Annotated in this window: 25 protein-coding genes and 1 pseudogene; 14 read left to right on the top strand and 12 right to left on the bottom strand. The window is 71.0% G+C overall.

The features are described from left to right. Window positions 1–85: 85 nt before the first annotated feature. Complete coding sequence (locus ABZ342_RS46385) at window positions 86–1,030, bottom strand: 3-carboxyethylcatechol 2,3-dioxygenase (RefSeq protein WP_360487750.1); 945 nt, start codon at window positions 1,028–1,030, stop codon at window positions 86–88. Between the two features lie 150 nt (window positions 1,031–1,180). Here ABZ342_RS46385 and ABZ342_RS46380 point away from each other — a divergent pair, with 150 nt between their 5' ends. After that, on the top strand, window positions 1,181–2,269 hold the full coding sequence (locus ABZ342_RS46380; RefSeq protein WP_360487747.1) for a lytic murein transglycosylase: 1,089 nt from the start codon (window positions 1,181–1,183) through the stop codon (window positions 2,267–2,269). A gap of 102 nt (window positions 2,270–2,371) precedes the next feature. Here the strand turns inward: ABZ342_RS46380 and ABZ342_RS46375 are convergent, their stop codons facing one another. The 8 genes from ABZ342_RS46375 to ABZ342_RS46340 form a co-directional block, all read right to left on the bottom strand. Beyond that, entirely contained in the window at window positions 2,372–3,361 is a 990-nt protein-coding gene (locus ABZ342_RS46375) for a dihydrodipicolinate synthase family protein (RefSeq protein ID WP_360487744.1), read from the bottom strand. 93 nt (window positions 3,362–3,454) lie between these two features. After that, window positions 3,455–4,330 (bottom strand): VOC family protein, encoded by an 876-nt coding sequence (locus tag ABZ342_RS46370; RefSeq protein ID WP_360487741.1) that lies wholly within the window; start codon window positions 4,328–4,330, stop codon window positions 3,455–3,457. 7 nt (window positions 4,331–4,337) lie between these two features. Further along, window positions 4,338–4,814 (bottom strand): cupin domain-containing protein, encoded by a 477-nt coding sequence (locus ABZ342_RS46365; protein WP_360487738.1) that lies wholly within the window; start codon window positions 4,812–4,814, stop codon window positions 4,338–4,340. Window positions 4,815–4,824: 10 nt separating this feature from the next. Beyond that, on the bottom strand, window positions 4,825–5,589 hold the full coding sequence (locus ABZ342_RS46360; protein WP_360487735.1) for an SDR family oxidoreductase: 765 nt from the start codon (window positions 5,587–5,589) through the stop codon (window positions 4,825–4,827). Then, window positions 5,586–7,064, bottom strand: a complete 1,479-nt coding sequence (locus ABZ342_RS46355) for a 4-hydroxyphenylacetate 3-hydroxylase N-terminal domain-containing protein (protein WP_155546835.1) — start codon at window positions 7,062–7,064, stop codon at window positions 5,586–5,588. Before ABZ342_RS46355 ends, ABZ342_RS46360 begins: the two co-directional genes overlap by 4 nt. Further along, a complete protein-coding gene (locus ABZ342_RS46350) occupies window positions 7,064–7,921 on the bottom strand; it encodes an alpha/beta fold hydrolase (RefSeq protein WP_360487732.1) in 858 nt (285 codons plus the stop codon). The genes ABZ342_RS46355 and ABZ342_RS46350 overlap by 1 nt, the downstream gene beginning before the upstream one ends. 152 nt (window positions 7,922–8,073) lie before the next feature. After that, window positions 8,074–8,703, bottom strand: a complete 630-nt coding sequence (locus ABZ342_RS46345; RefSeq protein WP_360487729.1) for a GntR family transcriptional regulator — start codon at window positions 8,701–8,703, stop codon at window positions 8,074–8,076. 237 nt (window positions 8,704–8,940) lie between these two features. After that, window positions 8,941–9,339 (bottom strand): SCP2 sterol-binding domain-containing protein, encoded by a 399-nt coding sequence (locus ABZ342_RS46340; protein ID WP_360487726.1) that lies wholly within the window; start codon window positions 9,337–9,339, stop codon window positions 8,941–8,943. Between the two features lie 168 nt (window positions 9,340–9,507). Between ABZ342_RS46340 and ABZ342_RS46335 the strand changes: the two genes are divergently transcribed. The 8 genes from ABZ342_RS46335 (at window position 9,508) to ABZ342_RS46300 (ending at window position 16,065) form a co-directional block, all read left to right on the top strand. Beyond that, on the top strand, window positions 9,508–10,902 hold the full coding sequence (locus tag ABZ342_RS46335) for a Rieske 2Fe-2S domain-containing protein (RefSeq protein ID WP_360487723.1): 1,395 nt from the start codon (window positions 9,508–9,510) through the stop codon (window positions 10,900–10,902). 5 nt (window positions 10,903–10,907) lie between these two features. Then, window positions 10,908–11,426, top strand: a complete 519-nt coding sequence (locus ABZ342_RS46330) for an aromatic-ring-hydroxylating dioxygenase subunit beta (protein WP_155546840.1) — start codon at window positions 10,908–10,910, stop codon at window positions 11,424–11,426. A gap of 13 nt (window positions 11,427–11,439) precedes the next feature. After that, window positions 11,440–11,712: a dihydrodiol dehydrogenase gene (locus ABZ342_RS46325; protein WP_155546841.1), complete on the top strand. Its 273-nt coding sequence runs from the start codon at window positions 11,440–11,442 to the stop codon at window positions 11,710–11,712. A 5-nt stretch (window positions 11,713–11,717) separates the two neighbouring features. Further along, window positions 11,718–12,533, top strand: coding sequence for a 3-(cis-5,6-dihydroxycyclohexa-1,3-dien-1-yl)propanoate dehydrogenase (gene hcaB / locus ABZ342_RS46320; protein ID WP_360487718.1), 816 nt, complete (start codon window positions 11,718–11,720; stop codon window positions 12,531–12,533). A gap of 138 nt (window positions 12,534–12,671) precedes the next feature. Next, window positions 12,672–12,878, top strand: coding sequence for a rubredoxin (locus tag ABZ342_RS46315; RefSeq protein WP_196425725.1), 207 nt, complete (start codon window positions 12,672–12,674; stop codon window positions 12,876–12,878). After that, entirely contained in the window at window positions 12,875–14,662 is a 1,788-nt protein-coding gene (locus tag ABZ342_RS46310; RefSeq protein ID WP_360487715.1) for an electron transfer flavoprotein, read from the top strand. The genes ABZ342_RS46315 and ABZ342_RS46310 overlap by 4 nt, the downstream gene beginning before the upstream one ends. Before the next feature lie 26 nt (window positions 14,663–14,688). Then, window positions 14,689–15,240 carry a flavin reductase family protein gene (locus tag ABZ342_RS46305; protein WP_360487712.1) on the top strand — a complete coding sequence of 184 codons (552 nt, stop codon included), beginning with the start codon at window positions 14,689–14,691 and terminating at the stop codon, window positions 15,238–15,240. A 15-nt stretch (window positions 15,241–15,255) separates the two neighbouring features. Next, a complete protein-coding gene (locus tag ABZ342_RS46300) occupies window positions 15,256–16,065 on the top strand; it encodes a fumarylacetoacetate hydrolase family protein (RefSeq protein ID WP_360487709.1) in 810 nt (269 codons plus the stop codon). A 52-nt stretch (window positions 16,066–16,117) separates the two neighbouring features. Here ABZ342_RS46300 and ABZ342_RS46295 read toward each other — a convergent pair whose 3' ends face one another. Continuing rightward, complete coding sequence (locus tag ABZ342_RS46295; protein WP_360487706.1) at window positions 16,118–16,867, bottom strand: NAD(P)H-binding protein; 750 nt, start codon at window positions 16,865–16,867, stop codon at window positions 16,118–16,120. Window positions 16,868–16,995: 128 nt separating this feature from the next. On the opposite strand from ABZ342_RS46295, the pseudogene ABZ342_RS46290 reads away from it, so the two are divergent. Together ABZ342_RS46290 and ABZ342_RS46285 are read left to right on the top strand one after the other, a co-directional pair. Continuing rightward, window positions 16,996–17,319, top strand: a pseudogene (locus tag ABZ342_RS46290) (AMP-binding protein); the annotation flags it as partial. Further along, on the top strand, window positions 17,222–18,445 hold the full coding sequence (locus tag ABZ342_RS46285) for an AMP-binding protein (RefSeq protein ID WP_360487702.1): 1,224 nt from the start codon (window positions 17,222–17,224) through the stop codon (window positions 18,443–18,445). The pseudogene ABZ342_RS46290 and the gene ABZ342_RS46285, both read left to right, overlap by 98 nt. Window positions 18,446–18,461: 16 nt before the next feature. Here ABZ342_RS46285 and ABZ342_RS46280 read toward each other — a convergent pair whose 3' ends face one another. Together ABZ342_RS46280 and ABZ342_RS46275 are read right to left on the bottom strand one after the other, a co-directional pair. Beyond that, window positions 18,462–19,751: an MFS transporter gene (locus ABZ342_RS46280; RefSeq protein ID WP_360487699.1), complete on the bottom strand. Its 1,290-nt coding sequence runs from the start codon at window positions 19,749–19,751 to the stop codon at window positions 18,462–18,464. 125 nt (window positions 19,752–19,876) lie between these two features. Beyond that, window positions 19,877–20,788 (bottom strand): LysR family transcriptional regulator, encoded by a 912-nt coding sequence (locus ABZ342_RS46275; RefSeq protein ID WP_155546848.1) that lies wholly within the window; start codon window positions 20,786–20,788, stop codon window positions 19,877–19,879. 84 nt (window positions 20,789–20,872) lie between these two features. On the opposite strand from ABZ342_RS46275, the gene ABZ342_RS46270 reads away from it, so the two are divergent. The 3 genes from ABZ342_RS46270 to ABZ342_RS46260 are packed head-to-tail and all read left to right on the top strand — an operon-like array spanning window position 20,873 to window position 23,943. Then, window positions 20,873–21,835: a cyclase family protein gene (locus ABZ342_RS46270; RefSeq protein WP_360487696.1), complete on the top strand. Its 963-nt coding sequence runs from the start codon at window positions 20,873–20,875 to the stop codon at window positions 21,833–21,835. A gap of 27 nt (window positions 21,836–21,862) precedes the next feature. After that, a complete protein-coding gene (locus tag ABZ342_RS46265; RefSeq protein ID WP_360487693.1) occupies window positions 21,863–22,987 on the top strand; it encodes an FAD-dependent oxidoreductase in 1,125 nt (374 codons plus the stop codon). Window positions 22,988–23,004: 17 nt separating this feature from the next. Beyond that, a complete protein-coding gene (locus ABZ342_RS46260; protein ID WP_360487690.1) occupies window positions 23,005–23,943 on the top strand; it encodes a VOC family protein in 939 nt (312 codons plus the stop codon). Window positions 23,944–24,108 lie beyond the last annotated feature (165 nt).

Raw genomic sequence — 24,108 nt, 5'->3', positions numbered from 1 at the left:
GCACCACCGACCACACGCTGGCCCGCGTCGCGGACGCCGTCGGCTACGGCTCCCCCGAAGCGGGTCCGGCGCCGCGCCCGGAGGATCAGGCGTCGGCGGAAACGGCGGTGGTGACGGCGAAACCGGCCACCCACTCCGGCACCGGCTCGTAGAACCGGTAGTTCATCACGTACTTCCCGCGGGCCGCCATCGCGGCGTACGCGGCGATCCAGGTCCGCACCTCGTGCGAGGAATGCCCGGCCTGCTCGGCGAACCACTCGGTGCTCCAGCCGTCGACGAGCCGGAGCTCGCCCGCCGAAACCACGTCGAGGAACTGCTGGTCCCACTCCGGGTTGATCGGCTGCATCGACGACGTGCCCGCGGCCAGGTCGAGGCCGGACGCGATCACGCGAGCCTGCCGCCGGGCGCGCTCTTCGGGCGTCGGGTTGCGACCGTCGATCAGCCGGGCGGCGACCTCCTCGGTGGCGTTTTCCAGTTGCGGCACGGGCGGGTCGTGCGAGAGGCCGCCGGAGCCGAGGAACAGCACGCGCTGCTCGTCGAGGTGCGCGCTCGCGTGGCCGATCGCCGTGCCGAGCTGCCGGACGCGGCCGACGGGACAGAGCGGCGCGGCGACCGAGTTGACGAAGACCGGGATGACGGGAACCCGGTCGAGGCCGCCGAACAGCAGCTGCAGCGGCTGGGCGAACCCGTGGTCGACGTACATCCGTTCGGACACCGCCACGTCGATCCCGGCCGCCAGCACGTCCTTGGCGAGCGTCCGCGCGGACTTGGCCACCGACAGCTCCCCGGCGGGGGTGTCGTAGTCCCCGAGCGCGGTGGCGCGCGTCCCGACGCAGAACGGCGGCATCATGTCGTAGAAGAAACCGTTGTAGTGGTCGGGTGCGAAGAGCACCACGAGGTCGGGGTCGAATGCGGCGATGAAACCCCGCGCGTGTTCGAAAGCCTTCTCGACCCGCTCTTCGACGGCTTTCGCCGGATGGTTGAAGCCGATCAGGGGCGAATGGGACAGGGCGCACACGGCAACGGGCATCGACCCACCGTCCTTTTCTTCATGGTAGTTCTACCGGCTAGAAACATGCTAGAATCTTAGCATACCAGTCCTCGGTTTCAATGACGCGACGGAAAGGGACCTGGCATGGGAGCACCGATCGGGAATCGCAGCGAAGGCAGTCACCGAGCAGTGCGAAAGAGGAAACGTCACCGGGTCGCCAAGACCGCCTGCACCGCGGTCGCGCTCACGAGTGCGGTCGTGGTCGGCGGCGGGGTGCTGCTGGTCGAGCCCGTGGCCGACGGGCGGCCCTTTCCCGCCGCCGCGTCGACCAGGCCACCAGCGCCGGTGAAACCGGTCTGGCCGCTCCTGCCGGAGGCCGGGCTCCCGGCGACGCTGCCCGGCGTGCCGGTGCTGCCGCCGCTCGCGGCCCCGGTGGACCACCGGCTCGGCGCCGCCACCGGATCCGGTGCGGGCACCGGAATTCCGGCCACGGTGCTCGACGCCTACCGCCGGGCCGAGGCCTCGCTCGGTCAGGCGGACCCGGGGTGTCACCTGAGCTGGCCGCTGCTCGCGGGCATCGGCAAGATCGAGTCGAACCACGCCCGCCACGGCGACGTGGACGCGCGGGGCACGATGGTCCGGCCGGTCTACGGTCCCGCCCTGGACGGTTCGCCGGGCTTCGCCAGGATGGTCGACGCGGCGAGCGGGCAATGGGCGCGTGCCGCCGGCCCGATGCAGTTCATCCCGTCGACCTGGCAGAAATGGGGCACGGACGGATCCGGTGACGGTCAGGTGGACGTGCAGAACGTCTACGATTCCGCGGAGTCGGCGGGCCGGTATCTCTGCGCCGCCGATCGCGATCTGAACACCGGTGCCGGATTGCGAAGTGCCATTCTCAGTTACAACAACTCCGAGGATTACCTGAACAAGGTCACGGCGTGGATGCGGGCCTATTCCGCGGGTTCGTTCGCCGTGCCGGACGCCCCCGGGTATTCCGGCGAAGATCCGACGTACGACGAAAGCGTGGCGCACGCTCCGGTCCGGCCGGCGGTGCTGCCGCGTCCCCCGGCCACGGGTGGGGCACCGGTCGCGCCCGCACCGGCCAAGCCGGCCCCCGCCGCGCCGGTCCACCAGCCTTCGCCGCCGACCACGGCACCGGCACCGGCACCGGCACCGGTCGCCGGGTTGCCGGTGAGCGTGCCCGCCCCGCTGGACGGCGTGGTCGCGACCGCCGGGCAGGTGGTGGGCGGGCTGCTCGGCTCGCTCGGCGCGCACTGAATCCCGGTGACGACTGATGGCGCCGCCCCGGCTGGTGGGGGCGGCGCCATCAGTTCCCGCGGGCCCGGCCGTGCCACACACAGACACGGTGCCGGGCGGGTCTCAGGAGTCCTGGCCACGCACTTCGCCGACGAGCTTGCGCCAGCGCCGGCCGTTCTCGCGCGCGCCTTCGGCGTAGGGGCCGGGAACGACGTGGTACGGCGGGCGGGCGGGGCCGGCGGTGACGTAGCCGGCCTCGTCGAAGCGGAGCTTCTCGAGGGTGATGTTGTACTTGGAGAACTCGGGGAAGTTCGTCCGGGCGAGGAACGGTTCGTACGTCCACTCGATGCGGCGGGTGAGGTGCCGCGCCGTGCCGACGTCCCCGCGCCGGATCGCGTCGCGCAGGGCGAGCACGGGCTCCGGACCGCACAGGGCGCTGCTGCTCCAGCAGCCGAGCACGGTCTCCGGGTAGAGCGTGTGCGCCGCGAGCCAGTCGCTTTCCAGCGGCAGCAACCGGAGCCGGCTGCCGACCGCGGCGACGTCCGCGGCGAACTTCGGCGTGATGGCGATGTACTTCGCGCCGATGATCTGGGGGACCTCCGACAGCGCGGCGTAGGCGGCCGAGGGGATCGGGCCCTTGAACGCCTCGGGGTTGTCGTAGAGGACGATCGCCATGTCCGGGAACAGGCCGGCGACGCCGCGGTAGAACGCGAGCAGCGTGTCGGCGCCGAGTTCGCTCCACATCGGACGGCCGAGGATGACGCCGCGCACGCCGAGATCGCGCAGGAACCGGATCCGGTCGACCGTGTCCCGCGTGTTGGGGGCGGTCGCGCCGACGAACAGCGGGAGGTCCGGGGCGGTGTCCGCGACCGCGTCGGCGACGCACGCGGTGAAGGCCTGCCATTCGGCCAGCGTCAGGGTCGCCATCTCGCCGAGCGTGCCGTTGGTGATGAGGCCGTCCACGCCGTCGGCGACGAGCGCGCGGATCATGCGATCGGATTCGGCGAGGTCCACGGTGTCGCGTGCGGTGAGCGCGGCCGCGCCGGGCAGGGCCGGGGTGGGCGTCACGGCGATGACGCCACGCAGGTCGTCGACACCGAACTTCTGCGCCATGGGTCTCCTCGCGTGCGACGGGAAGGGGCGGTCCGCCCGGCAGCCCAGGTGGGGGGCTGCCCTGCCTGCCGGGCGGACCGGTTCGGGGGACTTTCAGGAAGCGTGGCCGAACGACTCGGGCGGCTGCAGGCCCCACGGGCTGAACGCCTTCGGGAAGTCGTCCCACACCACCGGGTCGTTGCGACGCACCCGCGGCATCTCGGCCGACAGCTCGTAGCGGTTGCCCGCGGCCCAGAAGTAGGTGTAGACGTTGCCGCCCACGCCGTGCCGGCCCGGCCCGACCTCGATCGGCACGCCGTGCCGGCCGAGCTCGTCGGCGGCCACCTTGAGGTGGTCGAACGACTCCATCCCGAGCGCGTAGTGGTGCAGCGACTTCCCGGCCTCCGGCGTGGAGATGATCGCGATGTCGTGGTGCAGCGTGCTGGCCCGGCACCAGGCCGCGCCGATCACCCCGGGAGCCGGGGCGAAGATGTCGGACACCTGGAAGTCCAGCAGCTCGACCAGGAAGTCGACCAGCGGCTTGGGGTCCTGCGCCTGCACGGTGATGTGGTCGAAGTCCAGTGCGCGGATCCCGCCGCGGTGCGGGGCCTTGGCCGGGTGGACGTACTGCGGCCCGGTCGAGAGCACCGCGAGTTCCATCGCGTGTCCCGACGGCGCCTGGAACCGCAGGGCCTGGACCACACCGGGGTGTTCGTCGGTGCGGGTCTCGGTAGCGACCCCGGCTTCGGCCAGGCGCTTCGCGTAGCGGTCGAGGTCGGCGACGTCGTCGACCCGCAGGGCGAACCGGCGGACCCCGGTCCCGCCGGCGGTCAGCACGAGGTCGCAGCCGCCGTCGATGCCGACGGAGAGCCGCACGGCGCCGTCGGCGCGGCCGAGCTCCCGCATGCCCAGTACGTCGGTGTGGAAGCCGATCGCCTCGTCGAGATCGGCCACGGCGAGTTCGGCGTGGGCCACCTGAGAAATACCCATCGGTGGGTCAGCTCCTGTCCATCTTGTCGTAGGGGATGTTGCCGGCGCTTTCCCGCCGGTTGATGCCGAGGGCGTCGAGCTGTCGCGAGTTCTCGACGAGGATCATGCGGACGCGTCCGGTGCTGTCGTTGTAGTGCCGGTGCCACACCCACGGCGGGGTGTAGACGAAGTCCCCGGCCGCCCACCGCAGGGTCTCCGGCCCGATTTCGGAGTAGCCACTGCCCTCGAGCACGCAGTGCACGGACTCGTGCAGGTGGCGCTGGAGGTCCGTCGCCGTGCCGGCCGGGATCTCCTGCAGGTAGAACTCCATCGCCTTCGCCGGCACGTCCGCGAGGACGCCGACCCGGCTGGGGTTGCCGGTCACGTCCTCCTCGAGCCACCGGGCACTCGCCGAGCGGGTGACCAGGTGCTCGGGCAGCGACCGCTCGGGGTCGTAGTCCTTCATTTCGTGGAGCTTGTGCATCCACTGGTCGAAATTCGTCACGGTTCTCCCGTCAGGTCGAGGTCATCCCGCCGTCGACGACGTGGGTCTGCCCGGTCTGGAACCCGGCGAACTCCGAGCAGAGGTGGTTCACCAGGTCGGCGATCTCCTCGGGACGTCCCCACCGGCCGACGGGCAGCTCGGTCGCGAGCTGCCGTCGCTCCAGTTCTTCGGTCGGGACGCCCGCGGCGGCCGCGCGCGCCGCGGCGAGCGAACGCCGCCGCGGCGTGTCGATGTGCGCGGGGGCGATGACGTGCGTGGTGACGCCGTGCGGCGCCACCTCGGCGGCCAGCGACCGCGCCAGTGCCGCCACGCCGGCCCGCATCACGTTGGACAGGTGCAGCAGGGGCAACGGCTTCACCACGCCGACCGAGGTGACGTAGATCAGCCGTCCCCACCCGCCCGCGGTCATCCCGGGCAGCACCGCGTTGGTCAGCGAGATCGCGCTGTCCAGCACGAGCCGGTAGGCCGAATCCCAGTCCTGCGCCGAGAGTTCGGTCGCCTTCGCCGCGCGGGTGCCGCCGGTGTTGGACACCAGGATGTCGATGCCGCCGAGCGTTTCGCGCGCGGCGCCGGCCGCCGCGGCCGCGGCACCGGGCTGGGTGAAGTCCGCGACCGCCCAGCCCGCCGCACCGATCTCGCGGGCGACCTCACCGGTGTGCGGTCCGGTTCCGGTGATGAACACCTCGGCCCCGTCCGCGCGCAGCGACGTCGCGATCGCCGTGCCGAGCCCGCTCGACCCGGCGGTCACCAGTGCCCGCCGCCCGTGCACGGTCATGCCGCCGCACCCTCCCCGGTACCGCCGGGCAGGAGACCGGAGTCCTTGATCGAGGTGGCCAGCAGCCCGTCGATCAGGCCCAGCGGCTCGGTCCAGTCGTACTGGTTGAACTGGGTGTTGATCCGGAGGAACAGGGGATCGCCCGCGTAGAACCGCTCGTAGAGCTCGTGCCGGCCACCGAAGGCGGACACCGCGAGATCGGCGGCGACCTTGTAGATCGCGATGCGGTCCAGGCTGTTCGTGTCGGGACCGCGGTAGAACCGGGCGATGTCCTCGGCGATCGGCGAGTCGAACGCGCTCACGTCGGCCGGCTGGTAGAGCAGGCCGCCGGCGAGGATCTGCTGCAGGATCTCGCGGACGCGCGGGTACCAGCGGTTCGCGGAGTTGCGCACCGCGTACAGCGGCCGGACGTCGGGGAACAGGATGCCGTCGTCGTTGGGTCGCGCGCCGGCTTCGGCGGCGAGGACGGCGGCCCTGGTCAGCTCGATGTAGGTGGTGATCTCCCCGAGCGCGTCGCGGACCTGGGGGAACTGGTCGGTCTTGACGGTCTCGGTCGCCCGCTTGGCGATGCCCGCGACGAACTGGAGCTTGGCCAGCAGCCGGACCGAGGTCTGGACGCCGGTGAAGGCGTTGGAGTTGATCGCCCAGATGTTGTTGACCCGCTCGAAGTCCTGGTTGATGAAGACCCGTTCCCAGGGCACGAGCACGTCGTCGAACACGACCACGGCGTCCATCTCGTCGAACCGGCTGGAGAGCGGGTGGTCGAAACCGTTCCCGCCGCCGAACGGTTCGCGGCAGATCAGCCGGACCCCCGGGGCGTCGGCCGGGATGGCGAACGCGATGGCGTACGGCTTCTCCTCGGCCCCGTACTTCCGGAGCGAGAACGGCCAGACGAGGATCTCGTCGGAGTAGGGCGCGGCCGTGGCGAGCATCTTCGCCCCGCTCACGATGATGCCGTCCGGCGTTTCGCGCTTCACACCGAGGTAGGTGAAGGGATCGGGCTGCTGCGACGGCGGCTTCGACCGGTCGACCGGCGGGTCCGCCAAGGCGTGGGACAGGAAGAGGTCGTTGTCCCGCACGTACTTGTAGTACGCGCGCACCCGGTCGGCTCCTTCGCCGAAGAACTCGGCGTTGGCGTTCCACGCCACCAGCATCGCGCTGACGAAGTCCGTGCTGCGCCCCATCATGCCGAGGGTGGAGTCCGCCCACTGCTTGTGCATGACGCTGCGGAGCTCGAGGTCTTCGGCCGTGCGGGGCATCAGGAACTGCACGCCTGCCTTGCCGGCGCCGTCCTCGGGCGAGAAGAGCATGCTGTCGCTTTTGGACTGCAGGTCGTAGAGGCGGGCGATTTCGGCCGCGGCGCCGGACGTCGCCTTGTGCCCGGCCACGTCGGTGATCTTCTCGGCCCCGACCCACAGCTCGGGGCTGTGGGTGCGCAGCCGGTCGAGGTACGCGGCGCCGTTTCGTGCGGTCATCACTTTCCTTTCAAGAACCTGATGTGGGTCTCGTTGAACTGGTCGGGCTTCTCCCACTGGGGCCAGTGGCCCGCGCCCTCGATGACTTCGAGGCGGCTTCCGGGGATCAGTTCCTCCAGCAGCGCGGCTTCTTCGACCGAAGCCGTCGGGTCGTAGTCGGTCCACAGCAGCAGGGTCGGCGCGACGATGCGGCCGCACCACTGCGACGACCAGACGTACGGCCGGCGGTGTTCCCAGTCCTGCACCGCGAGGATGTTGCGCATCGCGGTTTCGAACCCGGACTGCGTGTAGATCCCCAGCCGCAGGTCGACGAGTTCGTCGGTGACGAGGCTCTTGTCGTGGAAGAGCCATTCGACCCGGGTGCGCACGCTCGGCCGGCTGGCCTCGCGGACCGCCTTCATGCTCGATTCCTTCAGCCCGGCCATCACTTCCGGCTTGTTCGTGATGTTGCCCGGGGTGTTGAGCACCAGCCGCTCGACCCGGCCGGGGTGGTGCGCCGCGGTCCACGCCGCCACCCAACCACCGAGCGATTCACCGGAGAGGTGGGCCTTTTCGATGCCCAGCGCGTCCAGGACCGCGATCAGGTGGTCACTGAGGTAATCGATCGTGTAAGGCCGGTCGGGCTTGGCCGAGTGCCCGTGCCCCGCCATGTCGTAGAGGACGATCCGGAATTCTTTCGCCAGGTCGCGGAGGTTGCGGGAATACGCCTCCAGGTGCCCGCCCGTGCCGTGCACCATGACCAGCGCGGGGCCGGTACCCGCTTCCACCACCCGGGTGGCGACGCCGGCCGCGTCAACGGTTCGCTGGCGCAGCTCGACGCCCGCCCAATCGCCCCAGATGCTTACGTGCTGCTCCACAGCGTTCCTTTCCTGTCGCGACGTCCCGCCATGTTGGCATACTAGAATCTCAGAGGCAACCCGCGTTGGCGTGAAGGTGCGGTCGGGCGAGGGTGAAAAAGAAAAAACGGGTGTCATGGCCGCGGCCGTGACACCCGTTCGGGTAGGGGTGGCTACACCTCGACGAACTTCCAGAACCGCGAAACGTGCTCCTCCATGAGCTTGCCGGCGCGTTCCGCGTCCCGCTGCTCGATCGCTTCCGCGATCTCGGCGTGTTCGCTCTGCGCCTGCACCAGGTCCGTGCTCAGCCGGTTCTTCTGGAGGTAGAAGTCGTTGAGGTCCCAGGTGTCCATCGCCAGGTCGGCCAGGCGCTGGTTGCCGCTCGCGGCCAGTACGGCGGAGTGGAAGTCCCGGTTGGCTCCGGCGAACGCGGGTGCGTCGTTCCGCTTGGCCGGGCCGGTGCCGCGCACCAGCATGTCGTCGATCTCGGCCAGCTGGGCGTCGGTGGCGGTGAGGGCGGCGAGCCGGGCTCCCGCTCCCTCGAGGATGCCCGCCACCGCGAAGTGGTCGCGCACCTTGCGTTCGTCCGGGATCGCCACCTGGCATCCGACCTGCGGAATGACCGAGATGAACCCGGCGGCGGCCAGGCGCATCACCGCGTCCATCACCGGCCTGCGGCTCACGCCGAACTCCGTCGCGAGGTCGTAGGTGCTGAGGATTTCGCCGAACTGGTGCCGGCCCTCGAGCAGCTGGGTGAGGAGTGCTTGGTAGATCTGGTCCGTTTTGGTGACTGACGCGATCATGGGCATGGACTATCCGGCCCTTCGGTGCGGGAAGGTCGGTGCTGGCGTACTGTCGATCACGCCGAGATTCTAGCGTGTCAGTGGCACGCAGGGTGCGTTTACGCGGTAACCCAGGTGCGCGTGGCGCGCTCTTTGGGCCAGGTGGAGCAAGCCCGGCACCGCCTGGTGGCCGTGCCGAAGCCGGAGCGGGCTTCCGCTCCGGCTTCGGGTGGGCCGGGCTGCCGACCACGGCGTCGGTCAGTCCACCGACCAGTCGGTGTCGTCGATCTGGCCGAACATCTTCATAGCGGCTTCGAGGCCGGGCAGGTTGGCCAGCGCCACCGACATGGAACCGCGGAACTTGACCTTCCGGGTGACCATCGCCTTGGCGGCGGGCAGTTCGCCTTCGCCGAGGCGCTGCCAGGTCTCCACCTTGGCGGTCAGCAGGAAGTCCGGCTTCACGCCTTCGGCCGGGGCGCCGGCGCGGACGACCTCGCCGGCGTCGACCTCGATCTGGCCCGCGCGGCTCTCGTCCTCCGCGAGCCGGTATTCGACGACCATGCTCAGCTTCTTGAGGCCCTCGCGCGTCGCCTCCGTGGTGTTCCAGAGCTCGGCGTAGGACTTCATCCACTCCGGCGACAGGACGGGTGTTCCCATGGTGCGCTCTCCTTCGGTTCGCCTCCGCGGCGGACGACTGGGGGTTTGACAACGAGGCCAAAGATACTAGTATCTTAGAAACTCAGTCAAGCTCTTACCGCGGTCCTGAACCATTGCGGGCCCGCGCTTTCGGGAGGAGACAAAGATGTCCGACGCCAAGGCGGTCACATGTTGAGGGACGAACTCCGGCAGATCCTCGAGAAGGGTTTGCGCGATGTGGAGGCCGACTGGACGGTTCCGGCCGCGATCATCAACGACCCCGAGATGCACGATGCCGAACGCGAGCGCGTATTCGGCAAGTCCTGGGTTTTCCTCGCTCACGAAAGCGAAATCCCGGAGCGCGGCGACTACGTCGTCCGCTACATCTCGGAAGATCAATTCATCGTCTGCCGCGACGAGGACGGCGAGATCCGCGGTCACCTCAACAGCTGCCGCCACCGCGGTATGCAGGTGTGCCGCGCCGAAATGGGGAACACGTCGCACTTCCGGTGCCCGTACCACGGCTGGACCTACAACAACAAGGGCAGCCTGGTGGGCGTGCCCGCCGGGCGGGAGGCGTACGGCAACAAGCTGGACAAGTCCCTGTGGCAGCTGAAGCCGGTGCCGAAACTGGGCACCTACAAGGGCTTGATCTTCGGCTGCCTCGATCCGGAGGCCCAGTCGCTCGACGACTACCTCGGCGACATGAAGTTCTACCTCGACCTCGTGCTGGACCGCAGCGACGCCGGCCTGGAGGTGGTCGGCGCCCCGCAGCGCTGGGTCGTCGACGCCAACTGGAAGCTCGGCGCCGACAACTTCATCGGCGACGCCTACCACACGATGATGACGCACCGGTCCATGGTGGAGCTCGGGCTCGCCCCGCCGGACCCGAAGTTCGCGCTCTACGGCGAGCACGTGCACACCGAGAACGGCCACGGCCTCGGCATCATCGGGCCGCCGCCCGGCATCCCGCTGCCCGAGTTCCTGGGCATGCCGGAGAACATCGTCGAACAGCTGCAGCGCCGGCTTTCGCCGGAGCAGGTCGAGGTGTTCCGGCCGGTGGCGTTCATCCACGGCACCGTGTTCCCGAACCTGTCCATCGGCAACTTCCTGATGTCGAAGGACCACGTCTCGCCGCCGACGTCCTTCCTGACGCTGCGGCTGTGGCACCCGCTCGGCCCGGACAAGATGGAGATCATGTCCTTCTTCCTGGTCGAGAAGGAAGCGCCGGACTGGTACAAGGAAGAGAGCTACCAGGCTTACGTGCGCACGTTCGGCATCTCCGGTGCCTTCGAGCAGGACGACGCCGAGAACTGGCGCAGCATCACGCGGGTGCTGGGCGCCCAGTACGCCAAGACGATGGAGCTCAACTACCAGATGGGCCGCGGCGTCTACGAGCCCGACCCCGACTGGCCCGGCCCCGGCAAGGCGTTCCCGATGGACTACGCCGAAGCCAACCAGCGCAACTTCATGGAGTACTGGATGCAGCTGATGGTCACCGACCCGCCGGCGCACACCGGTAACGGCAACGGCAAGGTGCCCGACGCCGCCGCGGCCGAAGCGCTCACGCGGGCGGAGGCGTAGCGACCATGACCACAGCAACGGAAATCACCGACGCCACCATCCGCGAAGTCACCGGCTGGCTCTTCACCGAAGCCGAGCTGCTCGACGGCGGCAAGTACCGCGAGTGGCTGGAACTGGTGGCCGAGGACCTGTCCTACGTCGTGCCGCTGCGGGTCACGCGCGAGCGTGAGGCCGAGACGGACATCGTCGAGGGAATGACCCTGATGGACGACGACTGGGACTCGATGGAAATGCGGGTCCTGCGGCTGGAGACCGAATACGCGTGGGCGGAGGACCCGCCGTCGCGGTCGCGGCACTTCGTCACCAACATCCGGGTCGAGGCCGGCGAGGTGGAGAACGAGGTCACCGTCAAGTCGAACCTGCTGCTCTACCGCACCCGCGGTGACGTCGCGACGTTCGACATCCTCTCCGGCGAGCGCCACGACGTGCTCCGCCGGGTGGCCGGTGGCTACCGGCTCGCCAAGCGGGTGGTCGTGCTCGACCAGACCACCGTCATGACGCACAACCTCGCCCTGATCATGTGACGGAGGCAGTTCGGTGACCATCATCCACAACGAAGGCCGGCACCCGATCATCCAGATCGCCAACGAGTTCACGGTGATCCAGGTCAGCTACACCAGCACCGGCCAGCGCGAACGCCTGCTCGTCAGCTCGCCCCGGCTCGGGTTCCAGACCCTGCTCGACCCGCTGCAGCTGGAAAGCCTGACCTGGCAGGGCCCGGAAATGTATTCGAAGCTGCTCGACACCCCGTACGGCCCCGGCGCGGAGCTCAACGCGCGTCCGCTGTCGGCTCTGCTCGGAAAGGACTGATTCCCATGGGCTTCCTCGACGGGAAGGTCGCACTGGTCACCGGTGGGGGATCGGGGATCGGCCGAGCGGTGGTCGATCTCTACGTGCGAGAGGGCGCGAAGGTCGGGATCCTTGAGATCTCGCCGGAAAAAGCGCGCGACCTGAAGGAAAAGCTGCCCCCGGACGCCGTGGTCGTCACGCAGGGCGACGCGACTTCCATGTGGGACAACGAACGTGCCGTCGCGGACGTGACGGCCGCGTTCGGCTCGCTGACCACCCTGGTCTGCGCGGTCGGGGTGTTCGACTACTTCACCGAGATCCCGCAGCTGCCGAAGGACAAGATCGGTGAGGCGTTCGACCAGCTCTTCGGCGTCAACGTCAAGAGCAACCTGCTGACCGTGAAGGCGGCGCTGGACCAGCTGATCGAGAACCGGGGTCAGATCATCCTGACCATTTCCAACGCCGGGTTCTACCCCGGCGGCGGCGGTCCGCTCTACGTGTCGTCGAAGTTCGCCGTCCGCGGTCTGGTGACCGAGCTGGCGTACGAGCTTTCGCCGCACGTGCGGGTCAACGGGGTGGCGCCCGGCGGCACGATCACGGACCTGCGGGGGATTCCCGCGCTGGCCAACGAAGGTCAGTCGCTCAAGGACGTCCCGGACATCGAAGGCCTGATCAAGGGGATCAACCCGCTGGGCGTCGTCGCCCAGCCGGAAGACCACTCCTGGGCCTACGCGTTCCTCGCCGCGAAGGAACGCGCGCCCGCGGTCACCGGCACGATCATCCACAGCGATGGCGGGCTCGGCGTGCGCGGGATGACGCGCATGGCGGGGCTCGAACCCTGATCCGCCCGCCGCACCCAGCGAGGAGACGGCCTCGGAAACCCCGAGTTCCGGGGCCGTCTCCTTTTCCACCCTCGAAAGGAGACGTCGATGAAGACGTTGGTGGCCACCGAAGAAACCCAGGGCGATCCCGCCACCGCGCTGTGGATCTGTGACGTCTGCCAGGACGTGTACGACCCCCGCCTCGGCGATCCCGAAGGCGGGATCGAGCCCGGCACGGCGTTCGCCGACATCCCGGACGACTGGGTCTGCCCGGTGTGCGGGGCGCGAAAGAAGGAGTTCCGGATGCTCGCGGTGGGCGACGAGTACGACGTCGAGGACGACGCCTACGCGGGAGCGCAGGGGTGAGCACGCCGGGCCGCGTTCTCGTCTGCCTCAAGCAGGTCCCGGTGCCCGGGCGGGGCGTCTTCGACGAACGCACGAAACGGATCCGCCGGGACGACGACCAGGTCGTCACCAACCCACCGGACCTGCACGCGCTGGCGCAGGCGCTGGCCGTGCGGGCGGAGACCGGCTGGGAGGTGGTGGCCGTGACGATGGGGCCGCCCGCCGCGGCCGCGACCCTGCTCGACGCGCTGCGCCGCGGGGCCGACCGCGCCGTGCACCTGGCCGACCGGCGGTTCGCCGGTGCCGACACCCTGGCGACGGCTCGCGCGCTCGCCCGGCTCGTCGAGCGGGAGTGCCCGGACCTGGTGCTCACCGGCCGGTGGACGCTGGACGGCGGCACCGCGCAGGTCGGCCCGCAGGTCGCGGAGCTGGCCGGGCTCCCGCAGCTGACCCAGGCCACGAACCTGCGGGCCGGCGACGGCGTCCTCGCCGCGGACGTCGAGACCGACGTCGGCCGGGAAACCTGGACCGTCGCCCTGCCCGCGGTGGTCGCCGTCGGGCGGGGTACCGAACCGCCGTGGGTGACCGAGGCCGACGCGTCGGCCGTCGAAACGCTCACCGCCGAAGACCTCGGCGGCGGACCGCGCGACTTCGGCACCCGGGGTTCGCCGACCTTCGTGGCCGAGATCCGGCACGAAGCCCGCGAACGCCGGGCCGAGTACGTCGGGGTCGGCTTCGACACCGCGGAACTGCTGAAGGTGGCCTTCGCGCCGCTCGAGCCCGAGGCCGAAGTCGTCGTGTCCGGCCCGACGCGCGAGATCTGGACCATCGCCGAGCCGCTGCCCGGCGGTGGCCTCCACCCGACGAGTCTCGAAGCACTGGCCTGCGCCCGCTCGGTCGCCGGCGACCTGCGGGCCGCGATCGTGGCGGTGCTGCCGTGCGACCAGCCGCACGATCTCCCGCGCGTGCTCTACGCGCACGGGGCCGACCGGGTGCTGGTGCTGCGCGGCACCGAGCCGGCGGACTACCGCACGGACGCGGTCACCGACGCACTGAGCACGGCGATCGCCACGCACACGCCGTTCGCGGTGATCGCGCCGTTCAGCGCCCGTGGCCGCGACTACGCCCCGCGCGTCGCCGCGCGGCTCGGACTCGGCCTGACCGGGGACTTCACCGCCCTGGAGGTCCGTGACGCGGACACCGACGAGCCCGACCTGCGGTGGCTCAAGCCGGCCCTGTCGGCCGACGTGGTCGCGCCGGTGATCGCGCACTCCACCCCGTCGATGGGCACGCTGCGGCCCGGGTCCTTCCCGGTGCGAGCCGTGCGCGACCAACGGGAGCCGGAGGTCGAGTTCGCGGACGGCACCGCGACCGGCAACGGTGGGTACACGGCGGTCGAGCGCCGGGTCGAGCTGCCGGACGCTCCGAGGCTCGCCGCGGCCCGCCTGGTCATCGGGCTCGGGCCGGGCCTGGGCACCGGGGCCCGCCGCGTCGCCGAACGCGTCGCCGCGACCCCGGGGATCGCGCTCGTCGCGACGGCGGCCGCGGTCGCCGCGGGGGAGGCGCCCCCGCAGCTCGAGATCGGGCCGCTCGCCCGCAGCATCGCGCCCGCGGTCTACCTCGGGTTCGGGCGTCACGACCTCGGCACGCTCCAGGCGGTCAAGGCCGCCGGCCGGATCGTCGTCGTCGACCCGGGTGCCTGGCTCGACGCCTTCACCGGTCTCGTCGACACCGTCGTCACCGCGAACGTCGAGGGGGTCCTGCTGGACCTGCTCTTGGCGACGGCCGGCGCGGTCGCCGGCTGAGAACCCCGGAATCCCCAGGAGGACCCATGAGTACCGCCGCGCCGCCGGCGAGCGTCGACCCTCGGCGGTTTCGCGACGCCATGGGCCGGTTCGCCACCGGCATCACGATCATCAGCACGCCCACCCCGTCGGGACCCCACTACATGACGGCCAACGGCTTCATGTCGGTGTCCCTCGAGCCCGCCCTCGTCGTGGTGTCCATCGCCCGGCGCGCCAAGATGCACGACCTGCTCCCGGCCAGCGGCGTCTACGGCGTCAGCGTCCTCGCCGCGGACCAGGAGCCCGTCAGCCGGCACTTCAGCGGCCGGCCGGACCCGGACCTGCTCCCACGGTTCGACGACCACGGCGGGGTCCCCGTCGTGGCCGGGGCGCTGGCGCAGGTGACCGCGGAGATCGTCGAGGCCCACCCCGCCGGCGACCACACGTTGTTCGTCGGCCGGGTGCGCCACCTCGCCGACGCCGCGGGCGAGCCACTGGTGTTCCACGCCGGCCGCTACCGCCACCTGCTCAGCCCCGCGGCGGACCCGGAGTACTCCGACGCCTGGTCCGGCTTCTGCCTCGACCCGTTCAGCGCTTGAACCCGGAGGTAACCCATGCCCCCGCCCCATCCGGTGGCTGCCGCCGTCCGTGAAGCCGCGGACCTGCTGCGCACCGCCGCCGACGCAGGCAAGCCGTGCCTGCCGATCCGCGATCTGTTCACCTTCGGCGACATCGTGTCCGCCTATGCGGTGCAACGGCTGAACACCGAGCGCGCGCTGGCCGAGGGACGGCGCCCGGCGGGCCGCAAGATCGGCCTGACCTCGCCGGCCGTGCAGCGCCAGCTGGGTGTCGCCCAGCCCGATTTCGGCGCGCTGTTCGCCGACATGACCGTGGCCGACGGCGGCACCGTGCCCGCCGGACGGCTCCTGCAGCCGAAGGTCGAGGCGGAGGTCGCGCTCGTGCTGGCCGACGACCTGCCGGATCCGGACTGCACCGCGGCGGACGTGGTGCGCGCGACCGGTTTCGCGGCGGCCGCGTTGGAGATCGTGGACAGCCGGATCACCGACTGGGACATCTCCATCGTCGACACGGTCGCGGACAACGCGTCGTCCGGCCTGTTCGTGCTGGGCGGCACGCGGGTGCCGCTCGACCGCGTGGACCTGCGGACGGTGCGGATGACGTTGTCCCGCAACGGTTCGGCGGTCTCGGAGGGCACCGGCGCCGACTGCCTCGGGAGCCCGCTCGCCGCCGCGCGGTGGCTGGCGTCCACGCTGGCCCGCCGGGGAGATCCCTTGCGGGCGGGGGATGTCGTGCTGACCGGCGCGCTCGGGCCGATGGTCACCGTCGCACCGGGCGACGTCTTCCACGGCGAGATCTCCGGCCTCGGCTCGGTACGGGTCGGCTTCGCGGCCGAAGGAGAATGACGCACACCGAGGCCCTCGTGGCCGGTGGCCTGCTGACTCCGCTCGCCACGGGTCAGCCGTCGGCGGCCAGTGCGGCCGCCTCGGGACTGTCGAGCCACTCGGTGTAGCTCGGCCCGAGGATGGTCGCGCCCGCTTGAGGCAGGAGGCCGTCCTCGGCGATACCGGTCACGGTGTGCTGGTCGGTCCGCAGCTCCAGCCGCAGGTCGAAGTGGTCGACGAAAGCACGGGCGAGGTCGAGCACCTCGGCCGGGGCAGGGCCCGCGATGTCGGGGGTGCGGCCCTGCGCCGGACGCTCGGCGACCTCCACGAGCGCCGCGGCCACCGCCGTCGCCGCCACGGTCTGCACGCGCAGGTCGAACACCGTGGCGTGGCCGCCGTCGCGGGTCCGGCCCACGAGCTGGCCGGGGAACTCGTGGAAGTGGGTCGCGCGCACGATCGTGGCGGGGACCGGCCCCGAACCCGCCGCGCGCTCGTGCTCCACCTTCGCGCGGAAGTAGCCGAAACCGGTGTCGTCGATCCCCACGACCGACAGGGTCACGATGTGCCGCACCCCTCGCTCGGCGCCGACGCGCTGCAGGGTGGCCGCGGCACCGGTGAAGAACCTGCGGGCCGCCTCTTCGTCCAGGGACGCGGAGTTGCTGACGTCGATCACGACGTCGGCGCCTTCCAGCGCGGCGCTCAGCCCGTCTTCGTCCAGGAGGTCGACGCCGGCCAACGCCACCACCGCGTGGCCGCGCCTTCGAGCCGCTTCGATGACGTGCGGGCCGACCAGCTCGTCCGCTCCGGCCACGGCGATGCGCACACTTTCCCCCTGCCCCCGGCTTGCCGGACCGACCTTAGGCAGCGCCGCCGGGCGACGCAACCGACGGTCCACGCTGCGGGAGCGCGGCCGGTCGCGCACGATGGGTCCAGGACCGTCTGGGGGGACTGATGGAACGCTTGCTCGATCTCTTCGCGGCGCAAGTCGCCGCGACTCCCGACGCCACCGCTCTCGTTTTCGCGGGCGAGCGCATGTCCTTCACACAGCTCGATCGCGAAGCCAACCGCGTCGCCCAGTACGTCGCCGGGCGGGGCCTGGGGACCGAGGACCTGGTGGGGCTGCGGATGGACCGCGGGTTCGACATGGCGGTCGGCGCGCTCGGCGTCCTCAAGTCCGGTGCGGCCTGCCTGCCGCTCGATCCGGTGTACCCGTCCGACCTCGTGGCCTGGATGGGCGCGGACGCGGGAGTCTCGCTCGTGCTCACCAACACCACCGAGGTCCCCGGCGACGTACGGATCGCCGACGCCGTGGCCGGACAGCCCGGCCACGCCCCCGGAAATCAAGCTGCGGCCCGAAAACCTCGCCTACGTCATGTACACCTCGGGCTCGTCGGGCAAGCCCAAGCCGGTGGGCGTCGAGCACCGCCACCTCGAGCACGTCTTCGCCGCGTGGGACGAGCTGTTCCGGCTGCGCGAGGAGCCGCCGACCTTCGTCTCCGTCATCGGGATCGGCGTCGATCTCTTCTTCGCCGACCTGCTGCGCTCGGTGTTCGCGGGCGGGACGATGGTCATCGCGACCCGCGAGGCGGTGGCCGATCCGGTCGAGCTGCTCGCCGAATTCCGCCGTCACGGCGGTGATGCGACCGAACTGGTTCCCGCCCAGGCGAAAGCCCTCGGCCGCGCGGGTGAGCTGCCCGTCATGCGACTGATGTCGGTCGGCTCGGAGGGGTGGCCGGCCGCCGACTTCCGCGAGCTCGCCAAGCGGCTGGACCCGGGTTCGGTGGTGGTCAACGCCTACGGCCTCACCGAGACCACCGTCGACTCCCTCCTGCTGCACCCGGACGTCGACGTGCTCGGCGACACCGCGATCGTGCCGCTCGGCACGCCGATACCCCGCGTCCACGCCTACGTTCTCGACGCCCGGCTCCGACCGGTCGAGCCGGGCGGGATCGGCGAGCTCTACATCGGCGGCGCGGGCGTGGCCCGCGGGTACCGCGACCGGCCCGCGTTGACCGCGTCGCTGTTCGTCGCCGACCCGTTCGTCGCGGGTGCGCGGATGTACCGCACCGGCGACGTCGTGCGGACCCGCGCCGACGGCAACCACGACTACCTCGGCCGCGGCACCGACCAGGTCGAGCAGCGGGGCCCGCGGGTGGAGCTCGGCGCGATCGAGGACGCGCTGCTGCGGGAGCCGGGGGTCGTCCGCGCCGCCGCCGCGCTGCGCGACGGGCGAGTGATCGGCTACGTCGTGGGCCCCGCCGACGCCGGCCCCTTGCGGTCCGCGCTCGCCGGGCGGCTGCCCGCGCACCTGGTCCCGTTCCGGGTGCTCGTCCTCGACCGGATGCCGTTGCTGCCCAACGGAAAGCTGAACCGCCGCGCGCTGCCCGCGCCCGAGGGGTGACGACCGGGGACCGCCGCTACCGAGCCGCTGCTGTTCGGGGCGCGCCGTCCCGGCCGTCGAGGGGCTGGTTGCCGCGTCGCAACGCGAGGGCGATCAGCGCGCCGACGACGGCGGAGGCGAGGCCGAGAACGGCCAGCGCGCCTTGGAGGCCACCGGTGCCGGAGCCGATGCCCGCGAGCGCCAGCGGGGCCGCGAACTCGCCGATGAACAGAGCGCCGGTCCACAGCCCGGTTCCCCGGCCGCGCTGGTCGAACGAAAGCCGGCTCACCGCCCAGGTGACGAGCGTCGGCAGGAGCATCCCGGTGCCGAACCCGGTGAGGACCGCGCCGGCCGTGATGATCGCCGGTGCGGTCGTGGCGAACACCACCAGCAGGCCCACCGCGGAAAGGCCGAACTCGAAGGGCAGCAGGGTCCGGGGAGTCTTCGCCGCCAGGCGACCGAACGCGATCGCTCCGGCGGCGGTGGCGAGGGACATGACCGCCGAGATCAGGCCGATGGTCCCGGTCGAGGTGACGCCCACGTCGGTGAGCACAAAGGACAGTTCGACGATCAGGGCGTAGAAGACGATGCCGCCGAACAGGGTGACCAGGCAGGATACGGCCAGCTGTCGCCACGGGAGTTTCGGCAGGTGCCGGGCCGAGGCCGGCTCGCCCCGGCGCGACGGCTGCCAGAGCTTCAGCGTCATCGGGATCGCCAGCGGCGCCGCCACGGCGTAGAGCCAGAACGGCGTCCGCCAGCCCGACGCTCCCAGCGCGCCACCGAGGCCGAGGAACACGGTGGCGGACAACGTCGCGACCAGAGTCTGCAGGCCGAGGTAGCGCGCCCGGCGCGGGCCGGACCAGTAGTCGCCGATCAGCGTGGTGCAGCAGGTCATGATCGCGCCCTCGCACAGCCCGACGAGCACCCGGCTGGCGAGGATGGTGCCCAGCGAGGTCAGGTAGAGCGGGGCGGTCCCGAAAACGGCGTAGGCCAGCATCGCCAGGATCAGCAACCGCTTCCGGTCGATCTTGTCCACGACGATCCCGGCGAAGGGCGCGGTGAGGCCGATCAGCAGGGCCGGTGCGGTCAGGACGATCGGTACGAGAACGTCCGCGCCCGGGGTGCCGGTGAACGCCCGGGTCATCTGCGGCAGCACGGGTGCGATGAGCACCGCGCCGAGCACCGACAGGCAGCTGCCGGCCAGCAGGAGGATCAGCTGGAGAACTCCGGGAGTCCGCTCCGTGGTCGTACCGTGCTCGGCCGGCGAGGACACAACGGGGACGGCACCGGCGTCCGGCGGCACGTTCAAGGCAGGGCTTTCGGACATGTCGGCACCCAGATTCGTCGTCGGTCCAGGAGAGGGAACGCTGCTGACGAAGTGTGGGTTCGTCCACGCCGGAGCGGAAATCACATTTCGTGAAGCGCGTCATCGACGCCGTGGATGAAACCAGGTCAGGTGGAGATCCGTGCTGCCGCCGTCGCGACGAGGGCGCGGAGGTAGCGGTGCTCGGGGTCGTCGTCGTGGATCGGGTGCCACCACATCGCTTCGAGCAACGGGCTCACCTCGAACGGGCACGGCAACGCCCGGACGCCGAGCGCGGCCGGGATCCGATCGGCCAGGCGCCGCTGCAGCAGTGCGACGCGACGAGAGCCGGCGATCAAGCCGGGAACGGCCAGGAACGACTCGGTGACGATCCGCACGTGCGGCTCGATGCCCAGCATGCGCATCTGCCGGGCGGCCGGCGTCGAGGCGGTCGGACCGTGGTAGGTGACCACCCACGGCATCGTTTCGAGCTGTCCGGTCGTCAGGGTGTCCCCGACCTCGGCGTTGTCGGCGGCGACGAGGCACACCCACTCGTCGGTGTAGAGGTCCTGGTGCCGCAGGCCGTGGACGAATCCGTGGGGCAACAGCAGCAGGTCGAGGCCGGCCAGTACCTGTTCGGCGGAGTCGACCACCTGCGGGGTGTTCGCCAGCATCCGCAGCTGCGCGCCGGGCGCCTCCGCGGCGAACAGCTCGGCGAGGGCCGGCCCGAGCACCGCGGCACCGTAATCGCTGACCACGAAGGAGAATTCGCGGGCCGTGGCCGCGGGATCGAAGTCGGCCGCCGCGGTGAAGACGCGGTCCACCCCGGTCAGGGCGACCCGGACGCGCTCCTTCAGCTGGACCGCCAGCGGCGTGAGACGAGACGTGTTGCCGACCCGGGTGAGCAGCTCGTCGTGGAAGTGCCGGCGCAGCCTCGCGAGCTGGGCGGAGACCGCCGGCTGGCTCAAGCCGACCTGCTCGGCCGCGCGGGTGACGCTGCGCTGCTGCAGGAGCGCGTCCAGCGTGACCAGCAGGTTCAGGTCCAGCGTCGCGAGATTCATCGCGACAGGGTATCCATCGCGCTGATGTGGCGCATCAGCTGATTCGTCTTCCCGGATGCTTCGCCGGGCCGCACAGTGAACGGCGTGGAACGACACGATCCCGAAGGCGCGATCGCAGCCGCGGCGAAACGATGTTCGAACCGGGGCCGCTGGGGCCCGGACGACGTCCTCGGCACGCTGAATCACCTGGACGCGGCCAAGCGCGTGGAAGGCGCCGCGCTGGTTCGCCGCGGCGTGAGCTTTTCCCTGGCCCAGAGCTTCGACGCGAACGGGCCGCAGAAGGGCTGGCGCCGGCGCACGAACCCGGTGCACACCATGCTCGACACCGGCGTGGAGGCCGAACGCGGGACCCAGGGCTTCCCGCACGGGCTCGGCGGCGCCGACGACGTGGTGTTCATGCCGCTGCAGGCGTCGACGCAGTGGGACGGTCTCGGCCACATCTTCGACCACGGCACCGCCTACAACGGCCGCCGGGCCGGCGACGTCGTGACCAGCGAAGGCGACCAGGTCACCGGCATCGAAACCACCGCCGGGCTCATCGCGGGCCGCGGCGTGCTGCTCGACGTCGGCCGCGTCTGCGGCACCGACGGCGAGTTGCCCGACGGGTTCGCGATCACCGTCGAGCACCTCGAAGCCACGATCGCCGCGCACGGCGACTCAGCTCGGGTCGGCCGCGGCGACCTGGTCCTCGTCCGGACCGGCCGGCTCAGCCGGGCGCGGCGCGAAGGGTGGGGTGACTACGCGGGCGGGGACTCGCCCGGCCTGTCCTTCACCACCGCGGAGTGGCTGCACGGCACCGACATCGCCGGGATCGCCACCGACACCTGGGGCGTGGAGGTGCGGCCCAACGAGTTCGACGTCGCCTTCCAGCCGCTGCACCAGGTCGCCATCCCGCACATCGGCCTGTTCCTCGGCGAGATGTGGGACCTCGACGCCCTCGCGGCGGACTGCGTGGCCGACGGCGTCCACGACTTCTGGCTGTGCGCCGCCCCGCTGCCGGTCACCGGCGCCGTGGGTGCGCCGGTCGCTCCCATCGCCGTCAAGTAACCATCCATTGAGGACAAAGGAGTCGTCGTGCCAGCTGTGGACAACGTCCTCGTCGTCGGCGGAGGACTGGCCGGAACCGCCACCGCCATCCGGCTCGCCGCCCGCGGGGTCGCGGTCGACCTGATCGACGTCATGACCGACGTGGCCGTCCTCGGATCGGGGATCACCCTGCAGGGCAACGCTTTGCGTGAACTGCGCGGCCTCGGCGTGTGGGAGCGGGTGCGGCGCGAGGGGTACAGCTTCGACAGCGTCGGACTGCGTGCACCGGACGGCACCCTGCTGGTCGAGCTGCCGGACTTCCGCACCGGCGGACCGGATCTGCCGGCCACGATCGGGATGTCGCGTCCCGCCCTCGCGCGAATCCTGCTGGACCGCGCGAGTGAGGCCGGTGCCAAGGTGCGGTTCGGGCTCGCCGTCGCCGCGCTGCGCGGCGACCACACCGGGGTCGACGTCACGTTCTCCGACGGTTCGGCCGGCCGGTACGACCTCGTCGTCGGCGCCGACGGCATCCGCTCGACGGTCCGGCGCCTGCTCGGCGTCGAGCCGGCCGCGCGGCCGACCGGGATGGGGATCTGGCGGGTGTTCGGCCCGCGCCCGGCGTCGGTGACGCGGACCGATCTCTGCTACGGCGGCCCGTGCTACATCGCCGGGTACTGCCCGACCGGAGAGGATTCGCTCTACGCCTACCTCGTCGAAGACGCGCAGAACCGCGGCGTGCTCAGCGCGGAGGAGCGCCTCGAGACGATGCGGGACCTCGCGTCGGCCTACCACGGGCCGTGGGACGAGATCCGCGCCGCGCTCGACGACCCGGAGCGCATCCACTACACGTGGTTCGAGACCCACGTCCTCCCACCGCCCTGGCACCGCGGCCGGGTCGTGCTGATCGGCGACGCCGTGCACTCCTGCCCGCCCACCCTCGCCCAGGGCGGCGCCCAGGCCCTGGAGGACGCGGCGGTCCTGACCGAGCTGCTCACCCGGCACTCCACTTTGGACGAGCGGCTGTGGACGGCGTTCACCGACCGCCGCCACGCCCGCGCCAAGGCCGTGGTGGACGCGTCCAACCAGCTGGGGCAGTGGCTGCTCGACCGCGAGCAGGGTGACGTCCCCGGACTCATGCGCCGGATCGCCGAACTCGTCTCCCAGCCCGCCTGATTTCCCGGAGGATCCCCATGACCGATCGCCTGATCACCCACCTGCGGCACGTCGACCTCGCCGTGCCCGACTTCGCCCGGCAGCGGGACTTCTTCACCGGAGCCTGGGGCCTGAGCACCGAACACACCGACTCCGGCATCGCGTTCCTCGCCGCGGAGGGCTCGCCCGAGCACTACGTCGTCCGGCTGCGCCAGGCCGAGGACAAGCGGATCGATCTGATCGCCTTCGGTGCCGCGAGCCCGTCCGACGTCGACACCCTCGCCGCGCGCCTGGCCACGTCCGGCGTCACCCTCGTGCACGAGCCGAAGACCCTGCCGACCCCCGGCGGCGGCTACGGCTTCCGGTTCTTCGACAACGAGGGCCGCACGATCGAGGTCAGCGCCGACGTCGCGATCCGCGCGCACCGCAAGATCGAAGCCGGCGAATCCGTCCCGGTGCGGCTGTCGCACGTGGTCGTCAACTCCGCCGATCCGGAAGGCACCCGTGCGTTCTACGAGCGGCACCTCGGGTTCCGGCTGTCGGACACGCTGATGCACCCGCGCATGGGGGAGATGATGTGGTTCCTGCGGATCAACGCCTGGCACCACAGCCTCGCGATCGCCCGCGGCCCGCACCCGTCCCTGCACCACGCGTCCTTCGAGCTGCGCGGGCTGGACGAGTACCTGCGCGGCACCGGCCGGCTGCTGCGGGCCGGGGTGGAGAAGATCTGGGGCCCCGGACGGCACCTGGCCGGGAACAACACCTTCAGCTACTTCCTCGACCCGCACGGGAACACGGTCGAGTACACCACCGAGCTGGAGGAGGTCGACGAGGACACCTGGCACCCCCACCTCTACGACTTCAGCCGGCCGGAGGTCTCCGACCAGTGGGGGACCGCCAACGCGATGAACGAGTTCGTCGCGCGGAAGTCCTTCAACGACCCGGACAAAGGCCTGTTCGTCGCCCCACCCGTGTGAGGAAGCCATGCGATTCGCCACCTACGAAAGCGACGGCGCCGTGCACTCCGGTGTCGTCGCCGACGACGGCCTGCACCCGCTGCCGGACACCACCACCGTGCTCGACGTCGTGCGCCTCGGCCTGCCCGCCGCGCTCGACGCGGGCGCGGCGGCCCTGCGCGGGCC

This window comes from Amycolatopsis sp. NPDC005961 (genome assembly GCF_040629235.1).
GTDB lineage: Bacteria > Actinomycetota > Actinomycetes > Mycobacteriales > Pseudonocardiaceae > Amycolatopsis > Amycolatopsis camponoti.
Note: the sequence above shows the minus strand (reverse complement) of the source record. Positions and strands in the feature narration are given on the sequence as shown.

What these genes read in the sequence shown, in the direction of transcription:
- ABZ342_RS46300 (WP_360487709.1), top strand. Translation starts at nt 15,256, where the DNA reads ATGCCCCCGCCCCATCCGGTGGCTGCCGCCGTCCGTGAAGCCGCGGAC.
- ABZ342_RS46280 (WP_360487699.1), bottom strand. Translation starts at nt 19,751, where the DNA reads ATGTCCGAAAGCCCTGCCTTGAACGTGCCGCCGGACGCCGGTGCCGTC.
- ABZ342_RS46305 (WP_360487712.1), top strand. Translation starts at nt 14,689, where the DNA reads ATGAGTACCGCCGCGCCGCCGGCGAGCGTCGACCCTCGGCGGTTTCGC.
- ABZ342_RS46275 (WP_155546848.1), bottom strand. Translation starts at nt 20,788, where the DNA reads ATGAATCTCGCGACGCTGGACCTGAACCTGCTGGTCACGCTGGACGCG.
- ABZ342_RS46360 (WP_360487735.1), bottom strand. Translation starts at nt 5,589, where the DNA reads ATGACCGTGCACGGGCGGCGGGCACTGGTGACCGCCGGGTCGAGCGGG.
- ABZ342_RS46355 (WP_155546835.1), bottom strand. Translation starts at nt 7,064, where the DNA reads ATGACCGCACGAAACGGCGCCGCGTACCTCGACCGGCTGCGCACCCAC.
- hcaB (WP_360487718.1), top strand. Translation starts at nt 11,718, where the DNA reads ATGGGCTTCCTCGACGGGAAGGTCGCACTGGTCACCGGTGGGGGATCG.
- ABZ342_RS46345 (WP_360487729.1), bottom strand. Translation starts at nt 8,703, where the DNA reads ATGATCGCGTCAGTCACCAAAACGGACCAGATCTACCAAGCACTCCTC.
- ABZ342_RS46340 (WP_360487726.1), bottom strand. Translation starts at nt 9,339, where the DNA reads ATGGGAACACCCGTCCTGTCGCCGGAGTGGATGAAGTCCTACGCCGAG.
- ABZ342_RS46260 (WP_360487690.1), top strand. Translation starts at nt 23,005, where the DNA reads ATGACCGATCGCCTGATCACCCACCTGCGGCACGTCGACCTCGCCGTG.
- ABZ342_RS46375 (WP_360487744.1), bottom strand. Translation starts at nt 3,361, where the DNA reads ATGGCGCAGAAGTTCGGTGTCGACGACCTGCGTGGCGTCATCGCCGTG.
- ABZ342_RS46330 (WP_155546840.1), top strand. Translation starts at nt 10,908, where the DNA reads ATGACCACAGCAACGGAAATCACCGACGCCACCATCCGCGAAGTCACC.
- ABZ342_RS46335 (WP_360487723.1), top strand. Translation starts at nt 9,508, where the DNA reads ATGTTGAGGGACGAACTCCGGCAGATCCTCGAGAAGGGTTTGCGCGAT.
- ABZ342_RS46385 (WP_360487750.1), bottom strand. Translation starts at nt 1,030, where the DNA reads ATGCCCGTTGCCGTGTGCGCCCTGTCCCATTCGCCCCTGATCGGCTTC.
- ABZ342_RS46370 (WP_360487741.1), bottom strand. Translation starts at nt 4,330, where the DNA reads ATGGGTATTTCTCAGGTGGCCCACGCCGAACTCGCCGTGGCCGATCTC.